Below are 21,357 nucleotides of genomic sequence, written 5' to 3'. Positions count from 1 at the left end.
GTCAGTTCTCCTTCTTGAGCTTCTCGTAGTTGGCGAGCACGTCCTCGATCGGGCCGACGTTGAAGAACGCCTGCTCCGGGATGTGGTCGTATTCGCCGTCGCAGATGCCCTTGAAGCCCGCGATCGTGTCCTTGATCGACACGGTGGAGCCCTCGACGCCCGTGAACTGCAGCGCCGTGTAGGTGTTCTGCGAGAGGAATTGCTCGATGCGGCGCGCACGGTGCACGGTGAGCTTGTCCTCCTCGGAGAGCTCGTCCACGCCGAGGATCGCGATGATGTCCTGCAGCTCCTTGTTCTTCTGCAGGATCTGCTTGACCCGCACCGCGGTGTCGTAGTGCTCCTGGCCCACGTACAGCGGGTCGAGGATGCGCGAGGTCGACGTCAGCGGATCGACGGCCGGGTAGAGGCCGCGCGAGGCGATGTCGCGCGAGAGCTCCGTCGTCGCGTCGAGGTGCGCGAACGTCGTCGCCGGCGCCGGGTCCGTGTAGTCGTCGGCCGGCACGTAGATGGCCTGCATCGAGGTGATCGAGTGGCCGCGCGTCGAGGTGATGCGCTCCTGGAGCACGCCCATCTCATCGGCCAGCGTGGGCTGGTAGCCCACCGCCGAGGGCATGCGGCCCAGCAGCGTCGACACCTCGGAGCCCGCCTGCGTGAAGCGGAAGATGTTGTCGATGAACAGCAGCACGTCCTGGTTCTGCACATCGCGGAAGTACTCCGCCATGGTCAGGCCCGTCAGGGCGATGCGCAGGCGGGTGCCCGGCGGCTCGTCCATCTGGCCGAACACGAGGGCCGTCTTGTCGAGCACGCCCGACTCGTCCATCTCGAAGATGAGGTCGTTGCCCTCGCGGGTCCGCTCGCCCACGCCGGCGAACACGGAGACGCCGCCGTGGTCCTGCGCGACGCGGGTGATCATCTCCTGGATGAGCACGGTCTTGCCGACGCCGGCGCCGCCGAACAGGCCGATCTTGCCGCCCAGCACGTACGGGGTCAGCAGGTCGATGACCTTGATGCCCGTCTCGAACATCTGGGTCTTCGACTCGAGCTGGTCGAAGTTCGGCGCCTCGCGGTGGATGGGCCAGCGCTCGGTGATCTCGTAGGGCTCCTCGATCATCGACGTGTTGAGCACATCGCCGGTGACGTTGAAGACCTTGCCCTTCGTGACGTCGCCGACCGGCACCATGATGGGCGCGCCGGAGTCGATGACCTCCTGGCCGCGGACCAGGCCGTCGGTGGGCTGCAGCGAGATGGCGCGGACAATGCCGTTGCCCAGCTGGAGCTCGACCTCGAAGGTGACCTTGCGGGTGCCCTCCGAGAGCTGCACCTCGGTGGACAGCGAGTTGTAGATGGCGGGCACGGCGTCGAGCGGGAACTCGATGTCGACGACGGGGCCGATCACGCGTGAGATACGGCCGACCGACTTCTGAGTCTGGGTGGTATCCGGAACTGTGGCAGTCATGTTCTCTTTCTTCTCTGCTCTTCTCGCCGCTCAGTCGTCGGCACCGGATGCCGCAAGGGCATCGGCGCCGCCGACGATCTCGGAGATCTCCTGGGTGATTTCGGCCTGGCGGGCCGTATTCGCCATGCGGGTGTAGGTCTTGATGAGGTCGTCGGCGTTCTCGACCGCGGTGTGCATCGCCTGCTGGCGGGCGGCCTGCTCGCTCGCCGCCGAGTTCAGCAGCGCGGTGAGGATGCGCGAGTCGATGTACTTGGGCAGCAGCGCATCGAGCACCGCCTCCGCGCTCGGCTCGAACTCGTAGAGCGGGAACACCTCGTCGTGCGCGGGGTGCCCGGCACCGGTGCCGGCGCCGCTGCCGGCACCGGCCTCGTGGGCGTCCACGACCGCCAGCGGCAAGAGCCTGCGGTACTGCGGATCCTGGCTGACGCTCGAGACGAAGCGGGTGTCGACGAGGTAGATCTCGTCGACGCCGCCGTCCTCGAAGGGACGGTGGAAGTCCGCGAGCAGGGCCTCGCCGATCTCCGCCGCGTGCTCCGCGGTCGGCGCCTCGGAGAAGCCGGTCCAGGCCCGGCGGATCTCACGGTCGCGGAACGTGTAGTACGTCTCCGCCTTGCCGCCCACCGTGAACAGCGCCACGTCCTTGCCGTCGCGGCGCAGCAGCGTCACGAGCTCCTCGGCCTTGCGGATGAGGTTGGCCGAGTAGGCGCCCGCGAATCCGCGGTCGGGGCCGATGACGAGCACCGCCGCGCGGCGGATCTCCTCCGGCTCGACCGTGAGCGTGTGCGCGACGTTCGACTGCGTCGCCACCGCCGCCACCGCCCGGGTGAGGGCGGAGGCGTACGGCGACGCCGCGTGCACGCGGTCGATGGCCTTCTGGATGCGCGAGGCAGCGATGAGCTCCATGGCCTTGAAGATCTTGCGCAAGGACTGGGTCGAGTTGATCTTCGCCTTGAAGACCCGCTGCTGGGCTCCCATCAGCTCTTCCTTTCGTTCGTCGTCATGAAGATGCGGCTCAGCGCTTCTTCTGCGTGACGATCTGCTCCTGCTGGACGTCGTCGGCCTGCGCGGCCTCGAACTCCTCCGTGCCGGCGCCGGAGCCCTCCTCAGTGGGCTGGAACTCCTGGGCGAAGGCGTCGGTGGCCTTCTTGAGCTCGGCGAGCACATCGCCGCCCAGCTTGTCCTTGAGCTCCCCGATCGTCGTGAGCAGGTTCGTCTTGCGCTCGAGGTAGTCGTGGTACTCGGCCTCGAAACGCAGGACGTCGGAGACGGGGATCTCGTCGAGGTAGCCCTCGGAGCCCGCCCAGATCGACACCGTCTGCTTGGCGGCCGACATCGGCTGGAACTGGCCCTGCTTGAGCAGCTCGGTCATGCGCGCGCCGCGGTCGAGCTGGCGGCGGGTCACCGGGTCGAGGTCCGAGGCGAACATCGCGAACGCCTCGAGCGAGCGGTACTGCGCGAGCGTGAGCTTGAGCGTGCCGGACACGCCGCGCAGCGGCTTCGTCTGGGCCGAGCCGCCCACGCGCGACACGGACACGCCCACGTCGACGGCGGGGCGCTGGTTCGCGTTGAACAGGTCCGACTGCAGGAAGATCTGCCCGTCGGTGATCGAGATGACGTTCGTCGGGATGAACGCGCCGACGTCGTTGGCCTTCGTCTCGATGATCGGCAGGCCGGTCATCGAACCGCCGCCGAGCGCGTCGGAGAGCTTCGCGCAGCGCTCCAGCAGGCGCGAGTGCAGGTAGAAGACGTCGCCCGGGTAGGCCTCGCGGCCCGGCGGACGGCGCAGCAGCAGCGAGATCGCACGGTAGGCCTCGGCCTGCTTGGACAGGTCGTCGAAGACGATGAGGACGTGCTTGCCCTCGTACATCCAGTGCTGGCCGATCGCCGAGCCCGTGTAGGGGGCGAGGTACTTGAAGCCGGCGGGGTCCGAGGCGGGCGCGGAGACGATCGTCGTGTACTCGAGCGCGCCGTTGTCCTCGAGCGCGCGGCGCACGGAGGCGATCGTCGAGCCCTTCTGGCCGCAGGCGACGTAGATGCAACGGACCTGCTTCGTCGGATCGCCCGACGCCCAGTTCTCGCGCTGGTTGATGATCGTGTCGAGCGCGATCGCGGTCTTGCCGGTCTTGCGGTCGCCGATGATGAGCTGGCGCTGGCCGCGGCCCACCGGGATCATCGCGTCGATGGCCTTGAGGCCGGTCTGCAGCGGCTCCTTGACCTCCTTGCGGTCCATGACGCCGGCGGCCTGCAGCTCGAGCTCGCGGCGGCCCACGGTCTCGATGTCACCGAGGCCGTCGACCGGGTTGCCGAGCGGATCGACGACGCGGCCCAGGTAGCCGTCGCCCACGGGCACGGAGAGCACCTCGCCCGTGCGGTAGACGTCCTGCTCCTCGGCGATGCCGGAGAACTCGCCCAGGATGACGACGCCGATCTCGCGCTCGTCGAGGTTCTGAGCCAGGCCCAGCGTGCCGTCTTCGAAGCGCAGGATCTCGTTGGCCATCGTGCCGGGCAGGCCGGAGACGGACGCGATGCCGTCGCCTGCCGTGACGACCTTGCCGACCTCGGTCCTATCAGCGGCCTCGGGCTTGTACGACTCGACGAATCGGCCCAGGGCGCCCCGGATCTCCTCCGGGGAGATTGTCAGTTCCGCCATTGCGGTTTCCCTGCTTCCTTCATTCCTCGCAGCGACCCAGCGGACCGCCGCCTGCGTATGTGTGTGTGGGCTCAGCCGACGAGCCGCCGGCGGAGGTCCGCCAGGCGATCCGCGATGGTGGCGTTCATGACCTCGTCGCCGATCTGCACGCGCACGCCCCCGACGACCGCGGGGTCGACGTGGACGTTGAGCACGAGGCGCCGTCCGAAGGAGGCGGACAGCGCGCCGGCCAGCCGCTGCGCCTGGTCGGCGCTGAGCGGACGGGCGACGGTGACGTCGGCCACCGAGCGCTGCTGGCGGAACGCGAGGATCTCGCTGTAGTTCTCCAGCGCCTCGGTCACGCGCTTGCCGCGCGGGTGCACCGCGGCCTGCGTGGCGAGCTCGACGGTCTCCTCGGCGGCCCGGCCGCCCAGCAGGTTCGCCACGAGCTCGGCCTTCGCGGCCCCGGACGCTGCGGACTCGAACGCGAGGTCGAGCTCCGGCTCGGAGACGATGAGGCGGGTGAAGCGGAAGATCTCCTCTTCGACCTCGCCGAGCCGGCCCTGGGCCTGCGCCTGCGCCGCGACCGCGGTGACGCCCGCGGTCTCGAGCGCCGTCACGAGGTCCTGCCCGCGCGCCCAGCGGCGCGCGGCGGCCTTCGCGGCGACCTCGAGGGCGGTGGCGTCGACCCTGCCGCCGAACACGGAGGACAGCAGGCCGCGCTTGGCGTCCGCGGCGATCGCCGCATCCGCCAGGGCGCGGCGCAGCGGTGCGCTGTCGGCGAGCACGCCGACCATGGCCAGCAGGCCGCCGCCGAGGCCCGTCGCCAGGCCCGCGTCGATGCCCGCGTTCGCGTCCTCGAGCGTGAGGGCGAGCGAGTTCCTGCTCGACTGGAGCATCAGTTCTCCTTGGAGGCCGCGGCCGGGGTCTGCTTCTCCAGGTCGGAGATGAACCGGTCGACGACGTTCGCGGCGCGGGCATCGTCGGTGAGCGTCTCGCCCACGATGCGCCCGGCCAGGTCCGTCGCCAGGCTGCCGACCTCGCCGCGCAGCGAGACCATGGCGGCCTGGCGCTCGGCCTCGATCTGCACCTTGGCCTGCGCGGTGATGCGCTCGGCCTCGTCGGCGGCGCGCTGCTTCATCTCGGCGATGATCTGCGCGCCCTCCTCCTGGGCCTCGGCGCGCATGCGCGCGGCCTCGGCCCGGCCGTCGGCGAGCTGCTTCTGGTACTCCTGAAGCGCGGCATCGGCTTCCGCCTGCACCTTCTCGGCCTTCTCGATGCCGCCCTGGATGCGCTCGGCGCGCTCGTCCAGGGTCTTCTTGAAGGCGGGCAGCACCATCTTCCAGAACACGAGGAAGATGACGATGAAGACGACCGCGCTCCAGAAGATGTCGTAGACCGCGGGGATGAGCGGGTTCGGCGTCTCTTCCGCGGCGATGAGCATGGGAGTCATGGAGGTGGTCACCCTGTTCTTACTTCAGGAAGAACGGCGTCGCGATGCCGATGAGGGCCAGCGCCTCGATGAGGGCGATGCCGATGAACATGAGGCCGCGGAGCTGGTTGGCCATCTCCGGCTGGCGGGCGGTGCCCTCGATGGTCTTGCCGATGACGATGCCGAGGCCGACGCCCGGGCCGATCGCGGCGAGGCCGTAGCCCACGGTGGAGAGCGAGCCGTTCATTTCAGCGAGAATATCCACTTGGGAGTTTTCCTTTCGGTTGCGCCCCGGCCCGTGCCGGAGCGTGCAGCGGTGCGTTCAGGGGGTCGGTGCGGGTCAGTGCTCGGCCGAGGCGGCCTGGCGGATGTAGACGGCGGCCAGCAGCGCGAACACGTAGGCCTGCAGCAGGGCGATGAGGATCTCGAGCAGCGTGACGAAGAAGCCGCCGGCGATTGTGATGATCCCGAAGAACTTGAAGCCCAGGGAGGCGTCGAAGAAGAAGAACCAGGTCGCGGAGAAGCACAGCACGAGCAGCAGGTGGCCCACGATCATGTTGCACAGCAGTCGCAGCGTCAGCGTGAAGGGCTGGATGACGAACTTCGTGAGCGCCTCGATGGGGACCATGAGAAACTGCAGCGGCAGCGGAACGCCCGGCAGCACGAGGGCGTTCTTGAGGTAGCCGAAGAGGCCCAGCTCGCGGATGCCCTCGATGTGGTAGCTGAAGTACACGATGAGCGCGAGCAGCAGCGGCACGCCCACGACCGAGGAGCCGGGGATGTTGAGGAACGGGATGATGCCCGTGATGTTGAGCGCCAGCACCATGAAGAAGATCGTCGTGATGAGCGGCAGGAAGCGCTCGGCCATCTTCTTGCCCATCGAGTCCTCGGCGATGCTCACCCGCACGAAGTCGAGGGTCATCTCCATGACCGACTGCCCGCGGCTGGGGACGAGCTTGAGCCGGCGGGCGCCGATGGCGAACACCGCGCACAGCGCCAGGGCGGCGATGACGCGGATGATCATGATGCGGTTCATCTCGAACGGCGTGCCCTCGAAGAGGACCGCGGGCGGGAAGAACTCCATGATGCTCGGGGCGTGGAAGCCGCCTTCGGCCAGAACGGTGGTCGCAATCGCCATGTCTTCGGTATTTCTCCCACATCCGGGCCCGAGGTCATCGGACCGCACCGGTTCGCCGGGCGCCGGGGCGACACCGCCCCAGGGCTCTCACAGAAGCATTCTGTGCGGGGGCTTGGCGCCCATCGCGCACGCGCCCCACTCTACCAATCGGGCCTTGCAGTTCACAAATCCTCGACAGCCGGCCGCGCGCCGCCTGAGTGCGCTCGCCGGCGCTCCCACCGGGGCCGTGGAGGCCGGCGGCCCGCCGCGGACGGGCTCAGCCGGCCTCGGGGTCGACGTAGGGGATCCGGGCGCGCTGGACGGTGAGCACCTCGAGCGCGGAGGTCGCCAGCACCGCGGCGACGATCGTGAAGAACGCCACCGGGCCACTGAGCCACGGCGCGTCCTTGATGTTCCACACGATGATCATGAAGATGAACGCCTTGAACGCGAACCCGATCCCCAGCATGCCGCCCACGGCGGTCAGGCTCGCATTGCGGCCCACGTACATGACGCCGACGCTCACGAGGACGAAGACGGCGGCGAGCGCGGAGCCCACGCCCGCGCCAGCCAGGCCCCGGGCGCCCGCGAGCAGGCCGCCCACCAGCAGGGAGGCGGCCGCGATCGCCGCGACCACGCACGCCCCGCGCACGAGCAGCCGCAGCCACACGCGCCGCCAGGCGGCCTGAGCGGCGGTCTCGGCCGGCCGGCCGCCGCCCGCCGCGGAATCGGCCGGGCTGTGCTCAGTGCTCATGCGAGGGTCTTCTTTCGGTGCAGGAGGAACGGCGAGAACGTCAGCGCCAGGGTGACGACGACGGCGCCGGCGAGGATCGGGATGACCGCCCCGGCCGGGCAGACGAGGAACGCGACGGAGCCGAACGCGAAGTCGGCCGTCCACAGGTACATGATGAGCACCGCGCGGGCGTGGGAGTGGCCCAGCCTGAGCATGCGGTGGTGGAGGTGCTTGGCGTCCGCGGAGAACGGGGACTTGCCCGCCGCCATCCGCCGGACCACCGCGAGCATGAGGTCGATGAGCGGCAGGGCCATGACGGCGATCGGGAGGATGATCGGCAGGAACGTGGGCAGGGCGCGCTCGTCGCTGAGCACGGCCGGGTCCACCTGGCCGGTCACGCGGATCGTCGAGGCCGCCAGCAGCAGGCCGATGAGCATCGAGCCCGAGTCGCCCATGAAGATCCGCGCGGGGTTGAAGTTGTGCGGCAGGAAGCCCAGGCAGGCGCCGACGAGCAGCGCGATGATGAGGGAGGCGAGGTTGGCGTAGCTGTCCGGGCTCGTGTCCCGGGCGAGCATGTAGGAGTAGGCGAAGAACGCGACACCGCCGATCGACACGACGCCGGCGGCCAGCCCGTCGAGGCCGTCGACGAAGTTCACGGCGTTGATGGTCACGAGCACGACGAGGACCGTGATGACGATCGACATGCGCGGCGAGCCGATGATGACGCCGTTGAACGGGATGGAGAGCAGGGAGACGCCGTTGAGGGCCATGAAGCCCGCCGCCATGGTCTGGCCGGCGAGCTTCGTGATCCAGTTGAGGTCCCAGATGTCGTCGATGACGCCCAGCAGGCACAGCATCGCCCCGGCCCCGGCCACGCCGACGATGGGCCCGGGGGCGTCGAAGAGCCGTTCGAGGAACGGGGTGCCGGAGGCGAAGGCGAGCCCCGCGAGCAGCCCGGCGAACATCGCCACGCCGCCCATCCGCGGGGTGGGCACGGAGTGCACATCGCGGTCGCGCAGGGGCGAGAAGATGAGCCCGCGCTCGGCGATCCTACGCACCATCGGGGTGACGAGGTAGCACGTGATCGCGCTGACGAGGACGATGAAGAGGTAGGCGCGCACTCAGCTTCCCGCATCCGGGTCGGGGCCCTCGGGGTCTGCGAGGTCCGCGACGATCTCGCGCAGCGCGGCGGCGCCGATCGGGCCCGCGCGGAGGATGCGCGGGGGCTGCGAGGTCATGTCGACGATCGTCGAGGACGCCTGGCCGGGCGCCTCGCCCCCGTCGAGGTAGACGTCCACCGAGTCGCCGAGCATCTCCTGGGCGCCGGCCGCGGTCACCGCGGCGGGAGCCCCCGAGGTGTTGGCGCTGGAGACCGCGAGGGGCCCCGTGCGCGCGAGCAGCTCGAGGGCGAGCGGGTGGTCGGGCATGCGCACCGCGACCGTGCCGTGGGTGTCGCCCAGATCCCAGTCCAACGACGGCTGGGCGGGGCACACGATCGTGAGGGGACCCGGCCAGAAGCGCTCGGTGAGCTCCATGATCCGCTGGTCGAGCACCTCGGCGATGCCGAGGAGCGTGCTGCGCTGGCCGATGAGCACGGGCGGGGGCATGTCGCGCCCGCGCCCCTTGGCGGCGAGCAGACGGGCCACGCCGGCGGCGGAGAATGCGTCCGCGGCGATGCCGTACACGGTGTCCGTGGGGATGACGAGCAGCCCGTCGTCGGCGACCACCCGGGCGCTCTCGTCGAGGATGAGGTCCCTCACCTGCTCGGAGCGCAGGTCGAAGTTCCGCGCCATGTGCTCAGCTCTCCATCCGGTGTGCCGTCGTGTACCGATCCCGGCCAGTGTAGTCCGAGTGCGTGGCCGCTCCCCCGAACCCCAGCGCGTGGGCCGCGCGCCGCAGGGCGGGCCCCTGCGCCTCCGCGTGCTCGAGGACGAGCAGCCCCCCGGGGGCGAGCAGCGCGGCCGCGGTCGCGATGATGCGGCGCGGGATCTCGGTGCCGTCGGGACCACCGCCCCACAGGGCCGCCGCGGGATCGCTCGCGGTGACCTCCGCGCTCGCAGCGCCCGGGGGCACATAGGGCGGGTTCGACACGACGACCTGCGGGCGCTGGCCGAGCTCGCGCTGGACGAGCCCGGCGACCTCCGCGGCCTGCGTCGCATCGCCCTGGGCGAGCAGCAGCCGGGAGCCGGCGGCCGCCAGCTCGTCCGCGTGCTCGGCGCGGGCGCGGCGGGCCCACTCGAGGGCGGCCTCGGATCGCTCGATGCCGAGCACCCGCGCTCCGGGGGCCTCGGTGGCGAGCGCGAGCCCGATCGCACCGCTGCCGGCGCACAGGTCGACGGCCACGGGCGCGGCCGAGGTGCGGGCGAGCACCGCGTCGACGAGCAGCTCGGTCTCGAGGCGGGGCACGAAGACCCCCGGCCCCACGGGCAGCGTGAGGCGGCGGAACGGGGCACGGCCCGTCAGGTGCTGGACGGGCGCGCCGTCGGCGCGCGCGGTGAGCAGCTCCCGGTAGGCCCGCGCTGTGCGGGGGGCGACGGACTCGCCCATGAGGCGGGCGCGGGCCAGCTGGGCCCCCGTCCGGTCCCACGCGTGGGCCAACAGGAGCGCGGCGTCGGCGGCCGGGGAGGCACTGCCCGACAGTGCCGCCGCGCCCTCGCGCAGCAGGGCATCGGCGGTGGGGCCGGGGTCCGCGTGAGCGGGGCCCGTGTGGGCGGAGTCCGTGTGCTCGGGGCCCGCGGACTCGGTGCTGCCGGCTGCCATCAGCGGCTCATCCGATCTCCTCGAGGCGCTCGGCGCGCTCGGCGGCGCGCAGCGATTCGACGACCTCGTCGAGCCGGCCGGCGAGCACCTGATCGAGGTTGTAGGCCTTGTAGCCCGTGCGGTGATCGGCGATCCGGTTCTCCGGGAAGTTGTAGGTCCGCACCCGCTCGGAGCGGTCCACGGTGCGCACCTGCGAGCGGCGGCGGTCGTTCTCCTCCGCCTGGGCCTCCTGCGCGCGCACCGCGAGCAGGCGGGCGCGCAGCATGCGCAGCGCCGCCTCCTTGTTCTGCAGCTGGGACTTCTCGTTCTGGCAGCTCGCGACGATGCCGGTGGGCAGGTGGGTGATCCGCACGGCGGAGTCGGTCGTGTTCACCGACTGGCCGCCGGGGCCCGAGGAGCGGAAGACGTCGATGCGCAGGTCGTTCTCGTCGAGCGAGACCTCCTCCGGCTCATCGGCCTCCGGGAAGACGAGCACGCCCGCCGCCGAGGTGTGGATCCGGCCCTGCGACTCCGTCACCGGCACGCGCTGGACCCGGTGGACGCCGCCCTCGAACTTCGTCCAGCCGTACACGCCGCCGGCCTTGGCCTTGACGGCCAGGGTGATGTCCTTGTACCCGCCCAGCGCGGATTCGGCGGCGTCGAGGATCTCCGTGGACCAGCCGCGGGACTCGGCCCAGCGCTGGTACATGCGCGTGAGGTCGGCCGCGAAGAGCGCGGACTCCTCGCCGCCCTCCCCCGCGCGCACCTCGATGATCGCATCGCGCGCGTCATCCGGGTCGCGCGGCACGAGCAGCTCGCGCAGCTCGGCGCCCAGCTCCTCGCGCTCGGCGGCGAGGTCGCGGGCCTCCGCCGCGAACGACTCGTCCTCCGCCGCGAGCTCGCGGGCCGCGCCGAGGTCGCGCTCGACGGCCTCGAGCCTGCGCCACGCGGATGCCACGGCGTCGAGCTCCGCATAGCGCCGGTTGAGACGGCGCGCGCGCCCCGCATCGGCGTGCACGGCCGGATCGGCGAGTTCCGCCTCGATCCGGCCGTGCTCGTCGAGCAGGGCGCGCACGCTGCTGACCAGCGACTCGAGGTCGCCGGGGGTGCTCATCAGAGGTCGTCGGCCGCCGACTTCGGCAGCGGAGTCGACTTCTGGACCTGCATGAGGAACTCGGCGTTCGAGCCGGTTTCCTTGAGCTTCGTGAGCAGCAGCTCCACGGCCTGCTGCTGCTCGAGGCCGGCGAAGAGGCGGCGCAGGCGCCACATGATCTTCATCTCCTCGGCGCTCATGAGGTTCTCCTCGCGGCGCGTGCCGGAGCCGTTGACGTCCACGGCCGGGTAGATGCGCTTGTCCGCGAGGTTGCGCGACAGACGCAGCTCCATGTTGCCGGTGCCCTTGAACTCCTCGAAGATCACCTCGTCCATCTTCGAGCCGGTCTCGACGAGCGCGGTGGCGAGGATGGTGAGCGAGCCGCCGCCCTCGATGTTGCGCGCCGCGCCGAAGAACTTCTTGGGCGGGTAGAGCGCGTTCGCGTCGACGCCGCCGGAGAGGATCCGGCCGGAGGCGGGCTGCGCCAGGTTGTAGGCGCGGCCCAGGCGGGTGATGTTGTCGAGCAGGACGACGACGTCCTGGCCCATCTCGACGAGGCGCTTGGCGCGCTCGATGGCGAGCTCCGCGATCGTCGTGTGGTCATCGGCCGGGCGGTCGAAGGTCGAGGCGATGACCTCGCCCTTGACCGCGCGCTGCATGTCCGTGACCTCCTCGGGGCGCTCGTCGACGAGGACGACCATGAGGTGGACCTCGGGGTTGTTCGTCGTGATCGCGTTCGCCAGCTGCTGCATGATCGTCGTCTTGCCGGCCTTGGGGGGCGAGACGACGAGGCCGCGCTGGCCCTTGCCGATAGGCGAGACGAGGTCGACGATCCGCGTCGCGATGAGCTTCGGATCCGTCTCGAGCCGCAGGCGCTCCTGCGGGTAGAGCGGCGTGAGCTTAGAGAACTCGACGCGGCGCTTGGCCTCGTCGGCGCTCAGGCCGTTGATGCTGTCGAGGCGCACGAGCGCATCGAACTTCTCGCGGCGGTTGTTCTTCTCGCCCTCGCGCTGCTGGCGGATGGCGCCCACGACGGCATCGCCCTTGCGCAGGCCGTTGCGCTTGACCATGTTGGCCGACACGTAGACGTCGTTGGGGCCGGGCAGGTAGCCGGAGGTGCGCAGGAACGCGTAGTTGTCGTGGACGTCGAGGATGCCGCCCACGGGGATGAGGACGTCGTCGGGGCGCAGGTCCTGCTCGTCCTCGCGCCCGTTGCCGCCGCGGCGCTTGCGATCGCGCCGGTTGCGCCCGCGGCGGTCGTCCCCGTCGCGGCCGTCGCCCCGATTGTTGTCGCGGCCGTTGCCGTCGTTGCGGCCGTTGCTGCCGTCGCCCCGGTTGCTGTCGCGGCCGTTCTTGCTGTCACCGCGGTTGTCGTTGCGGCCGCCGTTGTTGTCGTTGCGGCCGTTGCTGTCGCTGCGGTCCGCGCGGCTGTCGCGGCCCTCGCGGCCACCGCGGGCCTCGGTGTCACCGTCGCGGTTGCCGCGGCGGCTGCGCCCGCGGCGCTCGTCGCGGTCGTCGGACTCGGTGCGCTCCGCGCGGTCCTGCTGGCCGCGCTCCTGGCCGTCCTCGGCGTCGCCGCGTCGGCTCTCGCCCCGGCGGCGGCGCTGACCGCGCTCCGGGCGGTCCTCCTCGCGCTGCTGCTCGGCGGCCGCACCGCGATGCTCGGGCTGGGGCTCGGCTGCCCGCGGCTCGCTGCCGGGGGCCTGCGCCTCGGGCTGCTCGGCCTGCGCCTCGGGGGCGCGGCGGGGCGCCCGCTCGCGGGGCTGCTGCGCGGCGGCCTCGGGGGCCGCAGCGGCGGCCGGCGCCTGGCGCTGGGGTGCCGCCGCGGGGGCAGCGCCGGAGCCGGCGGACTGGATGGCGTCGATGAGCTCGCCCTTGCGGAGGCGGCGGTAGCCCTTGATGCCCAGGCCGGCGGCCATCTCCTGCAGCTGGGGCAGGCGGAGGCCGGTCAGGCTTCCCGAGCGCACGGTGCCGGGGGTGGTGGTTTCTGACACGAAGGTTTCCTTCTCCCTCGTTCGGCCGCCGCGCCGGGCCCGAGCGGACTCGGGACGGTGCGCGGCAGCGGACGTGCACGGCTGATGCGTGCTTCGGAATCGGTGTACGGGCGATCCCACTGGGGTTCCCGTACTCGTGATGTTCCCGGTGAGCGGGCGGTCCGCGCGCAGTGAGCGGGTAGCGCCCCGATGCGGCGGCCCCGGAGGGGGCTGAGTGCCGGTGGGAACGTGATCGATTCTACCCCTTCCCCGCGGCGGTTGGGAAATCGCATGGCGGCGATCCGCGCGGAGTCGAGGTGCGGCCCCGGCCGCGGGCGCCCCGCACCGCGCAGACACCGCCGGCCCGGCCCGGCCCCGTGGGGCGGCGTCGGTCAGATCGCGCGGGACACGGGACTCGGACCGCGCCGAGCACGGGGCTCAGACCGCGTCGGGCACGGGGCTCAGCGCGGTGGTCGTGGCCCCCGCCTCGCTGATCTGCGCGCCGCGCACGCGCGCATCGTCGCCGGGCAGGGCGGCGGCCGTGCGCTCGGCGAGGTCGCCGCCGGTGCCGAGCACGAGCACCGTCGGCCCGGCCCCGGAGACCACGGCGGCCAGTCCGGCCGCGCGCAGGGCGTCGACGCGCGCCAGCGCCTCGGGCATGGCGGGACGGCGGAATTCCTGGTGGAGGCGGTCGGCGGTGGCATCGAAGAGCAGCTCCGGGGCGCTGCCGATCGCGTGGACGAACAGGCCGGCCACCGCGCTGTTCGCCGCCGCCTGCGCGTGCGGGACCGTCGCGGGGATGAGCGAGCGGGCCACCGCGGTGTCGAGGCGGGCCGAGGGGATGACGAGGGCCGCGCTCACCCGCGGATCGACCGGGATGGAGGCCGACTGCGGGCGGCCCTGCGCATCGGCATAGCTCACGGACACGCCCCCGTAGAGGGCGGGCGCGGCGTTGTCCGGGTGGCCCTCGAAGCGCGTGGCCCAGGCCAGCTTCTCCGCCGCCGCGGGCTCCGGCAGCCCGGCCCCGGCGCTCAGGGCATCGGCGATCGAGATCCCCGCCACCACGGCGGAGGCCGACGAGCCCATGCCGCGGGACTGCGGGATGCGGTTGAGGCAGTGGAGGAGCAGCCGGTCGGCGAGGTCTGCCAGGCCGCGCTCGGCGAGCACGGTCGAAGCGATCCGATGCACGAGGTGCGAGCGGTCGCCCGGCAGGCTCCCCTCCCCCTCCCCCTCGACCTCGACGCAGCGCGCCGGGTCGACGGGCTCGGCGCACAGCCAGGCGGTCACCTCGTCGCGCAGGTCGAGCGCGAGCCCGAACGAATCGTAGCCCGCCCCGAGGTTCGCCGAGGTGGCCGGCACCGTGACCTCGAAGGCCGCCGCTGCGGGCATCACCCCTCCTCGAGGCCGAGCTCGCGGGCGGCGGAGACCGCGTCGACGGGCACCCGCGTGGGCGTGAGATCGCTGCCGTCGGCCGTCCGCAGGGCCCACTGGGGATCCTTGAGGCCGTGGCCGGTCACGGTGCACACGAGCGTGGCGCCCGCGGGCACGCGCCCCGCATCGGCCTGCTTGAGCAGGCCGGCGATCGAGGCGGCGGAGCCGGGCTCGACGAAGATGCCCTCCGTGGTGGACAGGAGCCGGTGGGCGGCGAGGATCTGCTCGTCGGTGACGGCGTCGATGAGGCCGCCCGATTCGTCGCGGGCGGCCTCGGCCTGGGTCCACGAGGCCGGGTTGCCGATCCGGATCGCGGTGGCCACGGTGTCCGGGTCGTCCACGGGGTGGCCCAGCACGAGGGGCGCGGCGCCGGCGGCCTGGAAGCCCCACATCTGCGGGGCGGTCTCCGCGAGCCCCGCCTCGCGGTACTCGCGGTAGCCCTTCCAGTAGGCGGTGATGTTGCCCGCGTTGCCCACCGGGAGGAGGTGGACGTCGGGTGCGCGGCCGAGCGCGTCGACGACCTCGAACGCCGCGGTCTTCTGGCCCTCGATGCGGTCCGGGTTGACGGAGTTGACGAGGTGGACGGGGTAGGCCTCGGAGAGCTTGCGGCACAGGGTGAGGCAGTCGTCGAAGTTGCCGTCGACCTCGAGCAGCTGCGCCCCGTGGGCGATGGCCTGGCTCATCTTGCCCACCGCGATCTTCCCGGCGGGCACGAGCACCGCGCAGGTCAGCCCCGCCTTCGTCGCGTACGCCGCGGCCGAGGCGGAGGTGTTGCCCGTCGACGCGCAGATGACGGCCTTGGCGCCGTGGGCCCGCGCCTGGGTGATGGCCATCGTCATCCCGCGGTCCTTGAACGAGCCGGTCGGGTTCATGCCCTCGTACTTCACGTAGACCTCGGCGCCCACCCGCTGCGAGAGCGCCTCGGCGGCGATGAGGGGCGTGCCGCCCTCGCCGAGCGTCACCGCCCGCGTGGACTCCGCGAGCCCCAGCAGGGGCCGGTATTCCTCGATGACTCCCTGCCACTGGTGGCGGTGCGCTAGGGCCATGGCTGTCCTCAGTCCTTCTTCCGGTCGTTCAGAGTCCCTCGATGCGCAGCACCGAGGTCAGGTCGTTGACTACGGAGAGCGCCGCGATGTCCGCGACGGTCTGGGCGAGCGCCTCGTCCGTGCCGGAGTGGGTGGCCACGACGAGCTTGGCGTGCCGCTCGGCGGCCTCCGAGGCGGGCAGCTGGGTCTGCTGGACGAGCTCGATCGACACGCCGTGGGCGGCGAAGACCTCCGTGACGGCGTTGAGCACGCCCGGGCGGTCGAACACGTCGAGCGTGATCTGGTAGCGGGTGGTGATCGCGCTGATCGGCAGGACGGGCAGGGTGGCGGTGCTCGCGTGCTCGTACTGGCCGCGGCCGCCGAGCACCTTGCGGCGGGCCACCGAGACCACGTCGCCGAGCACCGCGGAGGCCGTGGGCGCCCCGCCGGCGCCCTGGCCGTAGAACATGAGCGAGCCCGCGGCCTCCGCCTCGACGAAGACGGCGTTGAAGGCGCCGGAGACCTGCGCCAGGACGTGCTCGCGGGGCAGCAGCGCGGGGTAGACGCGCGCGGAGACGCCCGCGCGGCCCTCGCTGACGAGCTTCTCGCAGATCGCCAGCAGCTTGATCGCGAACCCCTGGGCGCGCGCCGTCTCGATCATGTCCGCGGTGACGGACGCGATGCCCTCGACGTGGACGTCGTCGATCGAGACCGGCGTGTGGAACGCGAGCGCGGCGAGGATGGCGGCCTTCGCGGCGGCGTCGTGGCCCCCCACATCGGCGGTTGGATCGGCCTCCGCGAAGCCCAGCTCCTGGGCCGTGGTGAGCGCGCGGTCGAAGTCCCAGCCCTCGCGGTCCATCTGGTCGAGGATGTAGTTCGTCGTGCCGTTGACGATGCCCATGACGCGGGTGATCTCATCGCCGGCCAGGGAGTCGCCCACGGGCCGGATGATGGGGATGGCGCCGGCGACCGCGGCCTCGTGCTCGAGGCGCACCGCGGCGGAGTCGGCGGCCGCCATGAGCTCCCCGTAATGGGCGGCGAGCAGCGCCTTGTTCGCCGTGACCACGGAGGCGCCGGAGTCGAGCGCGGCGAGGATGGCCCGCCGCGGCTCGTCGATGCCCCCCATGAGCTCGATGACGATGTCGGCTCCCGCCATCGCCTGGTCGACGTCGTCGGTGAGGAGCCCCACGGGGATCCCGGGGCGCTCGCGCTGCGCATCGCGCACGGCGACCGCCGTGAGCTCGAGCGGGGCGCCCACGCGGCGCTCGAAGTCAGCAGCGCGGCCCAGGAGGCGGCGGGCGACCTCGGTGCCGACGACGCCGCCGCCCAGCAGGGCGACCTTGAGGGGTGTGGTTTCCATCGTTTCCTTCTCATCGGGTGCGCTCGGGCGCACGGGCGGGGTCAGCGCGCGCTGCGCGGGGGCTCGGCGGTCTCGGGTGCCGTGGCGGCGAAGCCGGGATCGGCGGCGAGCATCGCCTCGTGCGTCTCCGGCAGGAGGATCCAGCGCGCGCGGCCGTCCTCGACCGCGACGATGCCGGGGCGGGGCACGAGGTTGTAGTTCGAGGCCAGTGGGCGGCAGTAGGCGCCGGTGCCGGGCACGGCGACGAGGTCGCCGGGGCCGATGTCGGCCGGCAGGTACTCGTCGCGCACGACGATGTCCCCGCTCTCGCAGTGCTTGCCCACGACGCGCACCACCGCCGGCTCGGCCCGCGAATCCCGGGAGGCCAGCGAGCACGAGTAGTCCGCGTCGTAGAGGGCCGTGCGGATGTTGTCGCTCATGCCCCCGTCCACGGAGACGTAGGTGCGCACGCCCGCGCCGGTCTCGACCCGCTTGACGGTGCCCACGGTGTAGAGCGTGAACACCGCCGGGCCGATGAGGGCCCGGCCCGGTTCGAAGGACACGAGCGGCAGGGAGGTGCCCGCTTCGCGGCACGCGCGGGCGAGCGCCTGCGCCAGTCCCTCGGCCAGCTGGGCGAACGTGCCCGGGGTGTCCTGGGAGGTGTAGCGGATGCCGAACCCGCCGCCCAGGTCGAGCTCCGGGACCTCGATGCCGTGGGCCTCCTGCAGCTGGGCGCGCAGCTCCACGAGGCGGCGCGCGGCGACCTCGAAGCCCTCCGCGTCGAAGATCTGCGAGCCGATGTGGCTGTGCAGGCCCACGAGGTCCAGGTGCTCGGCGGCGACAACCGCATCGGCGGCCGCGCGGGCCTGGCCCGTCGTCAGCGACAGGCCGAACTTCTGGTCCTCGTGCGCCGTGGCGATGAAGTCGTGCGTGTGCGCTTCGACGCCGACTGTGGTGCGCACCATGACCGGTGCGCGCACCCCGCGGGCGGCGGCGGCGGCCTCGAGCCGCTCGATCTCCGGCAGGGAGTCGATCACGATGCGCCCGATCCCCCAGTCGAGGGCGAGGGCGAGCTCGGCATCGGACTTGTTGTTGCCGTGCAGGCCGACGAGGGCGGGATCGACGCCGGCGCGGCGGGCCACGAGGAGCTCGCCGAGGCTGCACGCGTCGATGCCGAGCCCGGCCTCGGCCATCCAGCCGGCGATCGCGGTGGTGAGCAGCGCCTTACCGGCGTAGAAGGCCCGCGCGCGCCCGCCCACCGCTGCGAATGCGGCTCCGAACGAGGATGCGAAGCCCTCCGCCCGGGCGCGCAGGTCGGCCACGTCGAGGACGTAGAGGGGCGAGCCGAATTCGCGCGCCAGCCACGGGGCCGAGCAGCCGCCCACCGTGAGCACCCCGGCGTCGTCCTTGGACACGCTCGCGCCCCACAGGCTGGGCATGAGCGCGTTGACGTCGGCGGGGTACGGCAGCCAGACCGGCGAGGGCCCGGCGTGCAGCACGCCGGAGACGTGCGCCGGCATTACATGCGCTCCGGCGCGCTCACGCCCATGAGCTCGAGGCCGTTGGCGAGCACCTGGGCGGTGGCGCGGTCGAGGACGAGGCGGGCGGAGTGGGTCGCGGTGACCTCCTCGTCGCCGCGCGGGGAGACGCGGCAGGCGTCGTACCACTTGTGGAACGCAGCCGCCAGCGATTCGAGGTAGCGGGCCACGCGGTGCGGCTCGCGCAGGCGGGCGGCCTGGGCGACCACGCGCGGGTAGTCCGCGAGCGCGGACAGCAGGACCGCCTCCGTGGGTTCGCTCAGCAGCGCGGGGTCGAAGTCCTCGGCCCCGACGCCGGCGGCCCGCGCGTTGCGCTCGACGCCGCGGGCGCGCGCGTGGGCGTACTGGACGTAGTAGACCGGGTTGTCCGCGCTCGCGCTGCGCAGCACCTCCGGGTCCAGGGTGAGCGGCGAGTCCGCGGGGATGCGGGCCAGCGAGTAGCGCAGCGCGTCCGCGCCGAGCCAGTCGATGAGGTCGCGAAGCTCGATGATGTTGCCGGCGCGCTTGGACAGCTTGGCGCCGTTGACCTTGATGAGCTGGCCGATGAGGATCTCGATGTTGGCCTCGGGGTCGTCGCCCGCGGCGGCCGCGATCGCCTTGAGGCGGCCCACGTAGCCGTGGTGGTCGGCGCCGAGCAGGTAGACCTTGCGCTCGTAGCCGCGGTCGCGCTTGTTGAGGTAGTAGGCCGCGTCCGAGGCGAAGTAGGTGGGATTGCCGTCGGCCCGGATGAGCACGCGGTCCTTGTCGTCGCCGAACGTCGTCGTGCGCAGCCACACCGCGCCGCCCTCGTCGTAGACGTGGCCCTGCTCGCGCAGCCGCTGCACGCTCGTGGCCAGCGCGTTCGAGTCGTAGAGGGACTGCTCGGAGAACCACACGTCGAAGGCGACCCCGAAGTCGTCGAGCGTCGAGCGGATGTCGGCTAGCTGCAGCTCGTAGGCCTCCGCGCGCACCTGAGCGCGGATCTCGTCCTCCGGGGCGTCCGCCCACTGCGGGTGGCGCTCCAGCAGCGCCTGGGCGATGTCGGCGATGTACTGGCCCGGATAGCCGCCCTCGGGGACGTCGCGGCCGTGCATGCGCGCGAGCACGGAATCGGCGAACGTCTCCATCTGGGAGCCGGCGTCGTTGATGTAGTACTCGCTGGCGACGCTGCCGCCGGCCGCCCGGAGCACCCGGGCGATCGCATCGCCCAGGGCCGCCCAGCGGGTGTGGCCCAGGTGCAGGGGGCCCGTGGGGTTGGCGGAGACGAACTCCATGTTGATCGTCTCGCCGGCGAGCTCGTCGCTGCGGCCGTAGTCGCGCCCGGCCGCCACGATGTCCGCGGCCACGGCGCCGGCGGCGGCGGCCTCGAGCGTGATGTTGATGAAGCCGGGGCCCGCGACATCGGCGCGGGCGATGCCCTCGCGCGCGCTCAGCAGCGCCGCGAGGTCCGCGCCGAGCTCGCGCGGGTTCAGGCCCGCCCCCTTCGCCGTCTGCAGCGCGACGTTGGTCGACCAGTCGCCGTGCGCGCGGTTCTTGGGCCGCTCGACGACGAGTGCCGCGGGGGCCTCGATGGACAGCCCGCGCTCCTCGTTCAGCTGGGAGATGGCGGCTGCGATGGCGTCTTTGAGTTCTTCCGGAGTCACATCACAAGCCTATTACGACGCGATTGCGGGCCGAAATCCGGGGCGCGGTCGGGCGGGAGGGGGTGCGCGAAGGGCCCCCGGTCATACCGGGGGCCCTTGCGTGCGGTGCCCGCGACAGGATTCGAACCTACGACCTTCTGCTCCGGAGGCAGACGCTCTATCCGCTGAGCTACGCGGGCGGACGACCGTGTCAGCATAGCACCGGTGGCGCGGCGGTCGAAACCGCCGCCCGCCGGGCCGCCGGCACGGCGGGACTCAGTGGCCCTTGATCGTCTTGCGGGCGGGGACGTACTCCCAGTGCCAGGGCTCGTACTGGCCGCCCTTGGCCCAGTCCGGGTTCTCCCAGCCGTACTTCGCGGCGTTCTTCACGAGCCAGTCGTACTGGGTGCCGCTGGCCTCGGCGGAACCGCCGGCCATGTCGAGGGCGATGCCCCAGCCGTGCATCGAGGTGCCCGGCTTGGCGGCGAGGCCCGGCTTGCGCCCGGCGACCGAGATCTGCCCGTCGAGCGAGCGGTAGGAGTCCGTGACCGCCATCGAGGAACCGGTGTCGGCCTTGAACGCCGCGTTCATCTTGGCGAAGGCGACGGCCGCGTCCGCGCGCAGCTTGTGGTCGCCCACGCCGATCTTGCACAGCGAATCGGCCGGGACCTGGCCGTTGGAGAACTCGCCCTTGGGCGGCTTGCCGGAGCAGCCGGGCAGTGCGGTGCGCTGCACGGAGCTGGCGGCCGCGGCCGCCTTCTTGTTGTTCGCGGTGGGCGCGCCGCCCGCGAAGTTGTGGGCGCCCGAGGACTTCGCGTCCTTGTCCGCGCTCGCCGCGGAGCCGTCGACGGCCTCGGGGGCGAGCTCGGCGCGGTCGAGCTCGGTCTGCTGCGCGACGTGGCCCTCGGCGGCCTGGACCTGGTCCCCGCCGCCCATGTTGCCACCCACGAGCACTGCGGCGATCGCGATGCCGGCCGCGGAGACCGTGGTGAGCGCGGAGATCGTCGCGGTCCTGCGGCGCCGGTGGCGGCGCAGCGCGGAGCCGTCGGAGCCGCGCACGGCGCGGGCGGCCGCGGTCGCGGCGCTGCGCCCGGGACGGTCCGCGGCGGGCGCGGGCTCGGCGTCCGCGGCGGAGCTGAAGGTCCGGCGGTGCAGCGGCGACACGGCGTGGCGATCGGCCCGGCGGGCCGCCTCCTCCTGCTTGCGCAGGTCCCGACGGCGCACGACGGGCTCAAGACCAGACTGATCCAC

The 21,357-nt window shown here is 72.2% G+C and carries 19 protein-coding genes and 1 tRNA gene; all 20 read right to left on the bottom strand.

Annotated elements, in window-relative coordinates:
* Position 1 precedes the first annotated feature (1 nt).
* Positions 2 to 1,456: a F0F1 ATP synthase subunit beta gene (gene atpD / locus BRM1_RS01265; protein WP_268527378.1), complete on the bottom strand. Its 1,455-nt coding sequence runs from the start codon at positions 1,454 to 1,456 to the stop codon at positions 2 to 4.
* Between the two features lie 30 nt (positions 1,457 to 1,486).
* Positions 1,487 to 2,431 (bottom strand): F0F1 ATP synthase subunit gamma, encoded by a 945-nt coding sequence (locus BRM1_RS01260; protein ID WP_268527375.1) that lies wholly within the window; start codon positions 2,429 to 2,431, stop codon positions 1,487 to 1,489.
* A 37-nt stretch (positions 2,432 to 2,468) separates the two neighbouring features.
* Positions 2,469 to 4,106 (bottom strand): F0F1 ATP synthase subunit alpha, encoded by a 1,638-nt coding sequence (atpA, locus tag BRM1_RS01255; RefSeq protein ID WP_268527372.1) that lies wholly within the window; start codon positions 4,104 to 4,106, stop codon positions 2,469 to 2,471.
* 71 nt (positions 4,107 to 4,177) lie between these two features.
* Positions 4,178 to 4,984, bottom strand: a complete 807-nt coding sequence (locus tag BRM1_RS01250) for a F0F1 ATP synthase subunit delta (protein WP_268527369.1) — start codon at positions 4,982 to 4,984, stop codon at positions 4,178 to 4,180.
* Positions 4,984 to 5,538, bottom strand: coding sequence for a F0F1 ATP synthase subunit B (locus tag BRM1_RS01245; protein ID WP_268529892.1), 555 nt, complete (start codon positions 5,536 to 5,538; stop codon positions 4,984 to 4,986). Before BRM1_RS01245 ends, BRM1_RS01250 begins: the two co-directional genes overlap by 1 nt.
* A gap of 19 nt (positions 5,539 to 5,557) precedes the next feature.
* Positions 5,558 to 5,764: a F0F1 ATP synthase subunit C gene (gene atpE, locus BRM1_RS01240; RefSeq protein ID WP_202410866.1), complete on the bottom strand. Its 207-nt coding sequence runs from the start codon at positions 5,762 to 5,764 to the stop codon at positions 5,558 to 5,560.
* A gap of 93 nt (positions 5,765 to 5,857) precedes the next feature.
* Positions 5,858 to 6,655 carry a F0F1 ATP synthase subunit A gene (atpB, locus tag BRM1_RS01235; protein WP_268527366.1) on the bottom strand — a complete coding sequence of 266 codons (798 nt, stop codon included), beginning with the start codon at positions 6,653 to 6,655 and terminating at the stop codon, positions 5,858 to 5,860.
* Between the two features lie 256 nt (positions 6,656 to 6,911).
* Positions 6,912 to 7,388 (bottom strand): hypothetical protein, encoded by a 477-nt coding sequence (locus BRM1_RS01230; RefSeq protein ID WP_160952984.1) that lies wholly within the window; start codon positions 7,386 to 7,388, stop codon positions 6,912 to 6,914.
* Positions 7,385 to 8,488, bottom strand: coding sequence for an MraY family glycosyltransferase (locus tag BRM1_RS01225; protein ID WP_268527362.1), 1,104 nt, complete (start codon positions 8,486 to 8,488; stop codon positions 7,385 to 7,387). The genes BRM1_RS01230 and BRM1_RS01225 overlap by 4 nt, the downstream gene beginning before the upstream one ends.
* Positions 8,489 to 9,160, bottom strand: coding sequence for an L-threonylcarbamoyladenylate synthase (locus tag BRM1_RS01220; protein WP_268527360.1), 672 nt, complete (start codon positions 9,158 to 9,160; stop codon positions 8,489 to 8,491).
* A 4-nt stretch (positions 9,161 to 9,164) separates the two neighbouring features.
* Positions 9,165 to 10,127, bottom strand: a complete 963-nt coding sequence (locus BRM1_RS01215; RefSeq protein WP_268527358.1) for a N5-glutamine methyltransferase family protein — start codon at positions 10,125 to 10,127, stop codon at positions 9,165 to 9,167.
* Between the two features lie 7 nt (positions 10,128 to 10,134).
* Positions 10,135 to 11,220, bottom strand: coding sequence for a peptide chain release factor 1 (gene prfA, locus BRM1_RS01210; RefSeq protein WP_268527356.1), 1,086 nt, complete (start codon positions 11,218 to 11,220; stop codon positions 10,135 to 10,137).
* Positions 11,220 to 13,193, bottom strand: a complete 1,974-nt coding sequence (rho, locus tag BRM1_RS01205) for a transcription termination factor Rho (protein WP_268527354.1) — start codon at positions 13,191 to 13,193, stop codon at positions 11,220 to 11,222. The genes prfA and rho overlap by 1 nt, the downstream gene beginning before the upstream one ends.
* Before the next feature lie 417 nt (positions 13,194 to 13,610).
* Complete coding sequence (thrB, locus tag BRM1_RS01200) at positions 13,611 to 14,561, bottom strand: homoserine kinase (RefSeq protein ID WP_268527351.1); 951 nt, start codon at positions 14,559 to 14,561, stop codon at positions 13,611 to 13,613.
* On the bottom strand, positions 14,561 to 15,649 hold the full coding sequence (gene thrC / locus BRM1_RS01195) for a threonine synthase (protein ID WP_268527349.1): 1,089 nt from the start codon (positions 15,647 to 15,649) through the stop codon (positions 14,561 to 14,563). Before thrC ends, thrB begins: the two co-directional genes overlap by 1 nt.
* Positions 15,650 to 15,677: 28 nt before the next feature.
* Positions 15,678 to 16,988, bottom strand: a complete 1,311-nt coding sequence (locus BRM1_RS01190; RefSeq protein ID WP_268527346.1) for a homoserine dehydrogenase — start codon at positions 16,986 to 16,988, stop codon at positions 15,678 to 15,680.
* Between the two features lie 41 nt (positions 16,989 to 17,029).
* Positions 17,030 to 18,487 (bottom strand): diaminopimelate decarboxylase, encoded by a 1,458-nt coding sequence (gene lysA / locus BRM1_RS01185; protein ID WP_268527343.1) that lies wholly within the window; start codon positions 18,485 to 18,487, stop codon positions 17,030 to 17,032.
* The gene (argS, locus tag BRM1_RS01180; RefSeq protein WP_268527339.1) at positions 18,487 to 20,127 is read right to left on the bottom strand and encodes an arginine--tRNA ligase; all 1,641 of its coding nucleotides are present in this window, start codon (positions 20,125 to 20,127) and stop codon (positions 18,487 to 18,489) included. Before argS ends, lysA begins: the two co-directional genes overlap by 1 nt.
* A gap of 106 nt (positions 20,128 to 20,233) precedes the next feature.
* Positions 20,234 to 20,306, bottom strand: a tRNA-Arg gene (locus BRM1_RS01175).
* Positions 20,307 to 20,382: 76 nt separating this feature from the next.
* Entirely contained in the window at positions 20,383 to 21,357 is a 975-nt protein-coding gene (locus BRM1_RS01170; protein WP_268527337.1) for a M15 family metallopeptidase, read from the bottom strand.

The sequence above is a fragment of the Brevibacterium sp. BRM-1 genome (assembly GCF_026802075.1).
GTDB classification, from domain to species: domain Bacteria; phylum Actinomycetota; class Actinomycetes; order Actinomycetales; family Brevibacteriaceae; genus Brevibacterium; species Brevibacterium rongguiense.
This window is presented reverse-complemented; position numbering and strand designations above follow the sequence as displayed.

Excerpts from the sequence above, each read along its gene's own strand:
- atpD (WP_268527378.1), bottom strand. The coding sequence starts at position 1,456 with ATGACTGCCACAGTTCCGGATACCACCCAGACTCAGAAGTCGGTCGGC.
- BRM1_RS01260 (WP_268527375.1), bottom strand. The coding sequence starts at position 2,431 with ATGGGAGCCCAGCAGCGGGTCTTCAAGGCGAAGATCAACTCGACCCAG.
- atpA (WP_268527372.1), bottom strand. The coding sequence starts at position 4,106 with ATGGCGGAACTGACAATCTCCCCGGAGGAGATCCGGGGCGCCCTGGGC.
- BRM1_RS01250 (WP_268527369.1), bottom strand. The coding sequence starts at position 4,984 with ATGCTCCAGTCGAGCAGGAACTCGCTCGCCCTCACGCTCGAGGACGCG.
- BRM1_RS01245 (WP_268529892.1), bottom strand. The coding sequence starts at position 5,538 with ATGACTCCCATGCTCATCGCCGCGGAAGAGACGCCGAACCCGCTCATC.
- atpE (WP_202410866.1), bottom strand. The coding sequence starts at position 5,764 with ATGAACGGCTCGCTCTCCACCGTGGGCTACGGCCTCGCCGCGATCGGC.
- atpB (WP_268527366.1), bottom strand. The coding sequence starts at position 6,655 with ATGGCGATTGCGACCACCGTTCTGGCCGAAGGCGGCTTCCACGCCCCG.
- BRM1_RS01230 (WP_160952984.1), bottom strand. The coding sequence starts at position 7,388 with ATGAGCACTGAGCACAGCCCGGCCGATTCCGCGGCGGGCGGCGGCCGG.
- BRM1_RS01220 (WP_268527360.1), bottom strand. The coding sequence starts at position 9,160 with ATGGCGCGGAACTTCGACCTGCGCTCCGAGCAGGTGAGGGACCTCATC.
- BRM1_RS01215 (WP_268527358.1), bottom strand. The coding sequence starts at position 10,127 with ATGGCAGCCGGCAGCACCGAGTCCGCGGGCCCCGAGCACACGGACTCC.
- prfA (WP_268527356.1), bottom strand. The coding sequence starts at position 11,220 with ATGAGCACCCCCGGCGACCTCGAGTCGCTGGTCAGCAGCGTGCGCGCC.
- thrB (WP_268527351.1), bottom strand. The coding sequence starts at position 14,561 with ATGCCCGCAGCGGCGGCCTTCGAGGTCACGGTGCCGGCCACCTCGGCG.
- thrC (WP_268527349.1), bottom strand. The coding sequence starts at position 15,649 with ATGGCCCTAGCGCACCGCCACCAGTGGCAGGGAGTCATCGAGGAATAC.
- BRM1_RS01190 (WP_268527346.1), bottom strand. The coding sequence starts at position 16,988 with ATGGAAACCACACCCCTCAAGGTCGCCCTGCTGGGCGGCGGCGTCGTC.
- lysA (WP_268527343.1), bottom strand. The coding sequence starts at position 18,487 with ATGCCGGCGCACGTCTCCGGCGTGCTGCACGCCGGGCCCTCGCCGGTC.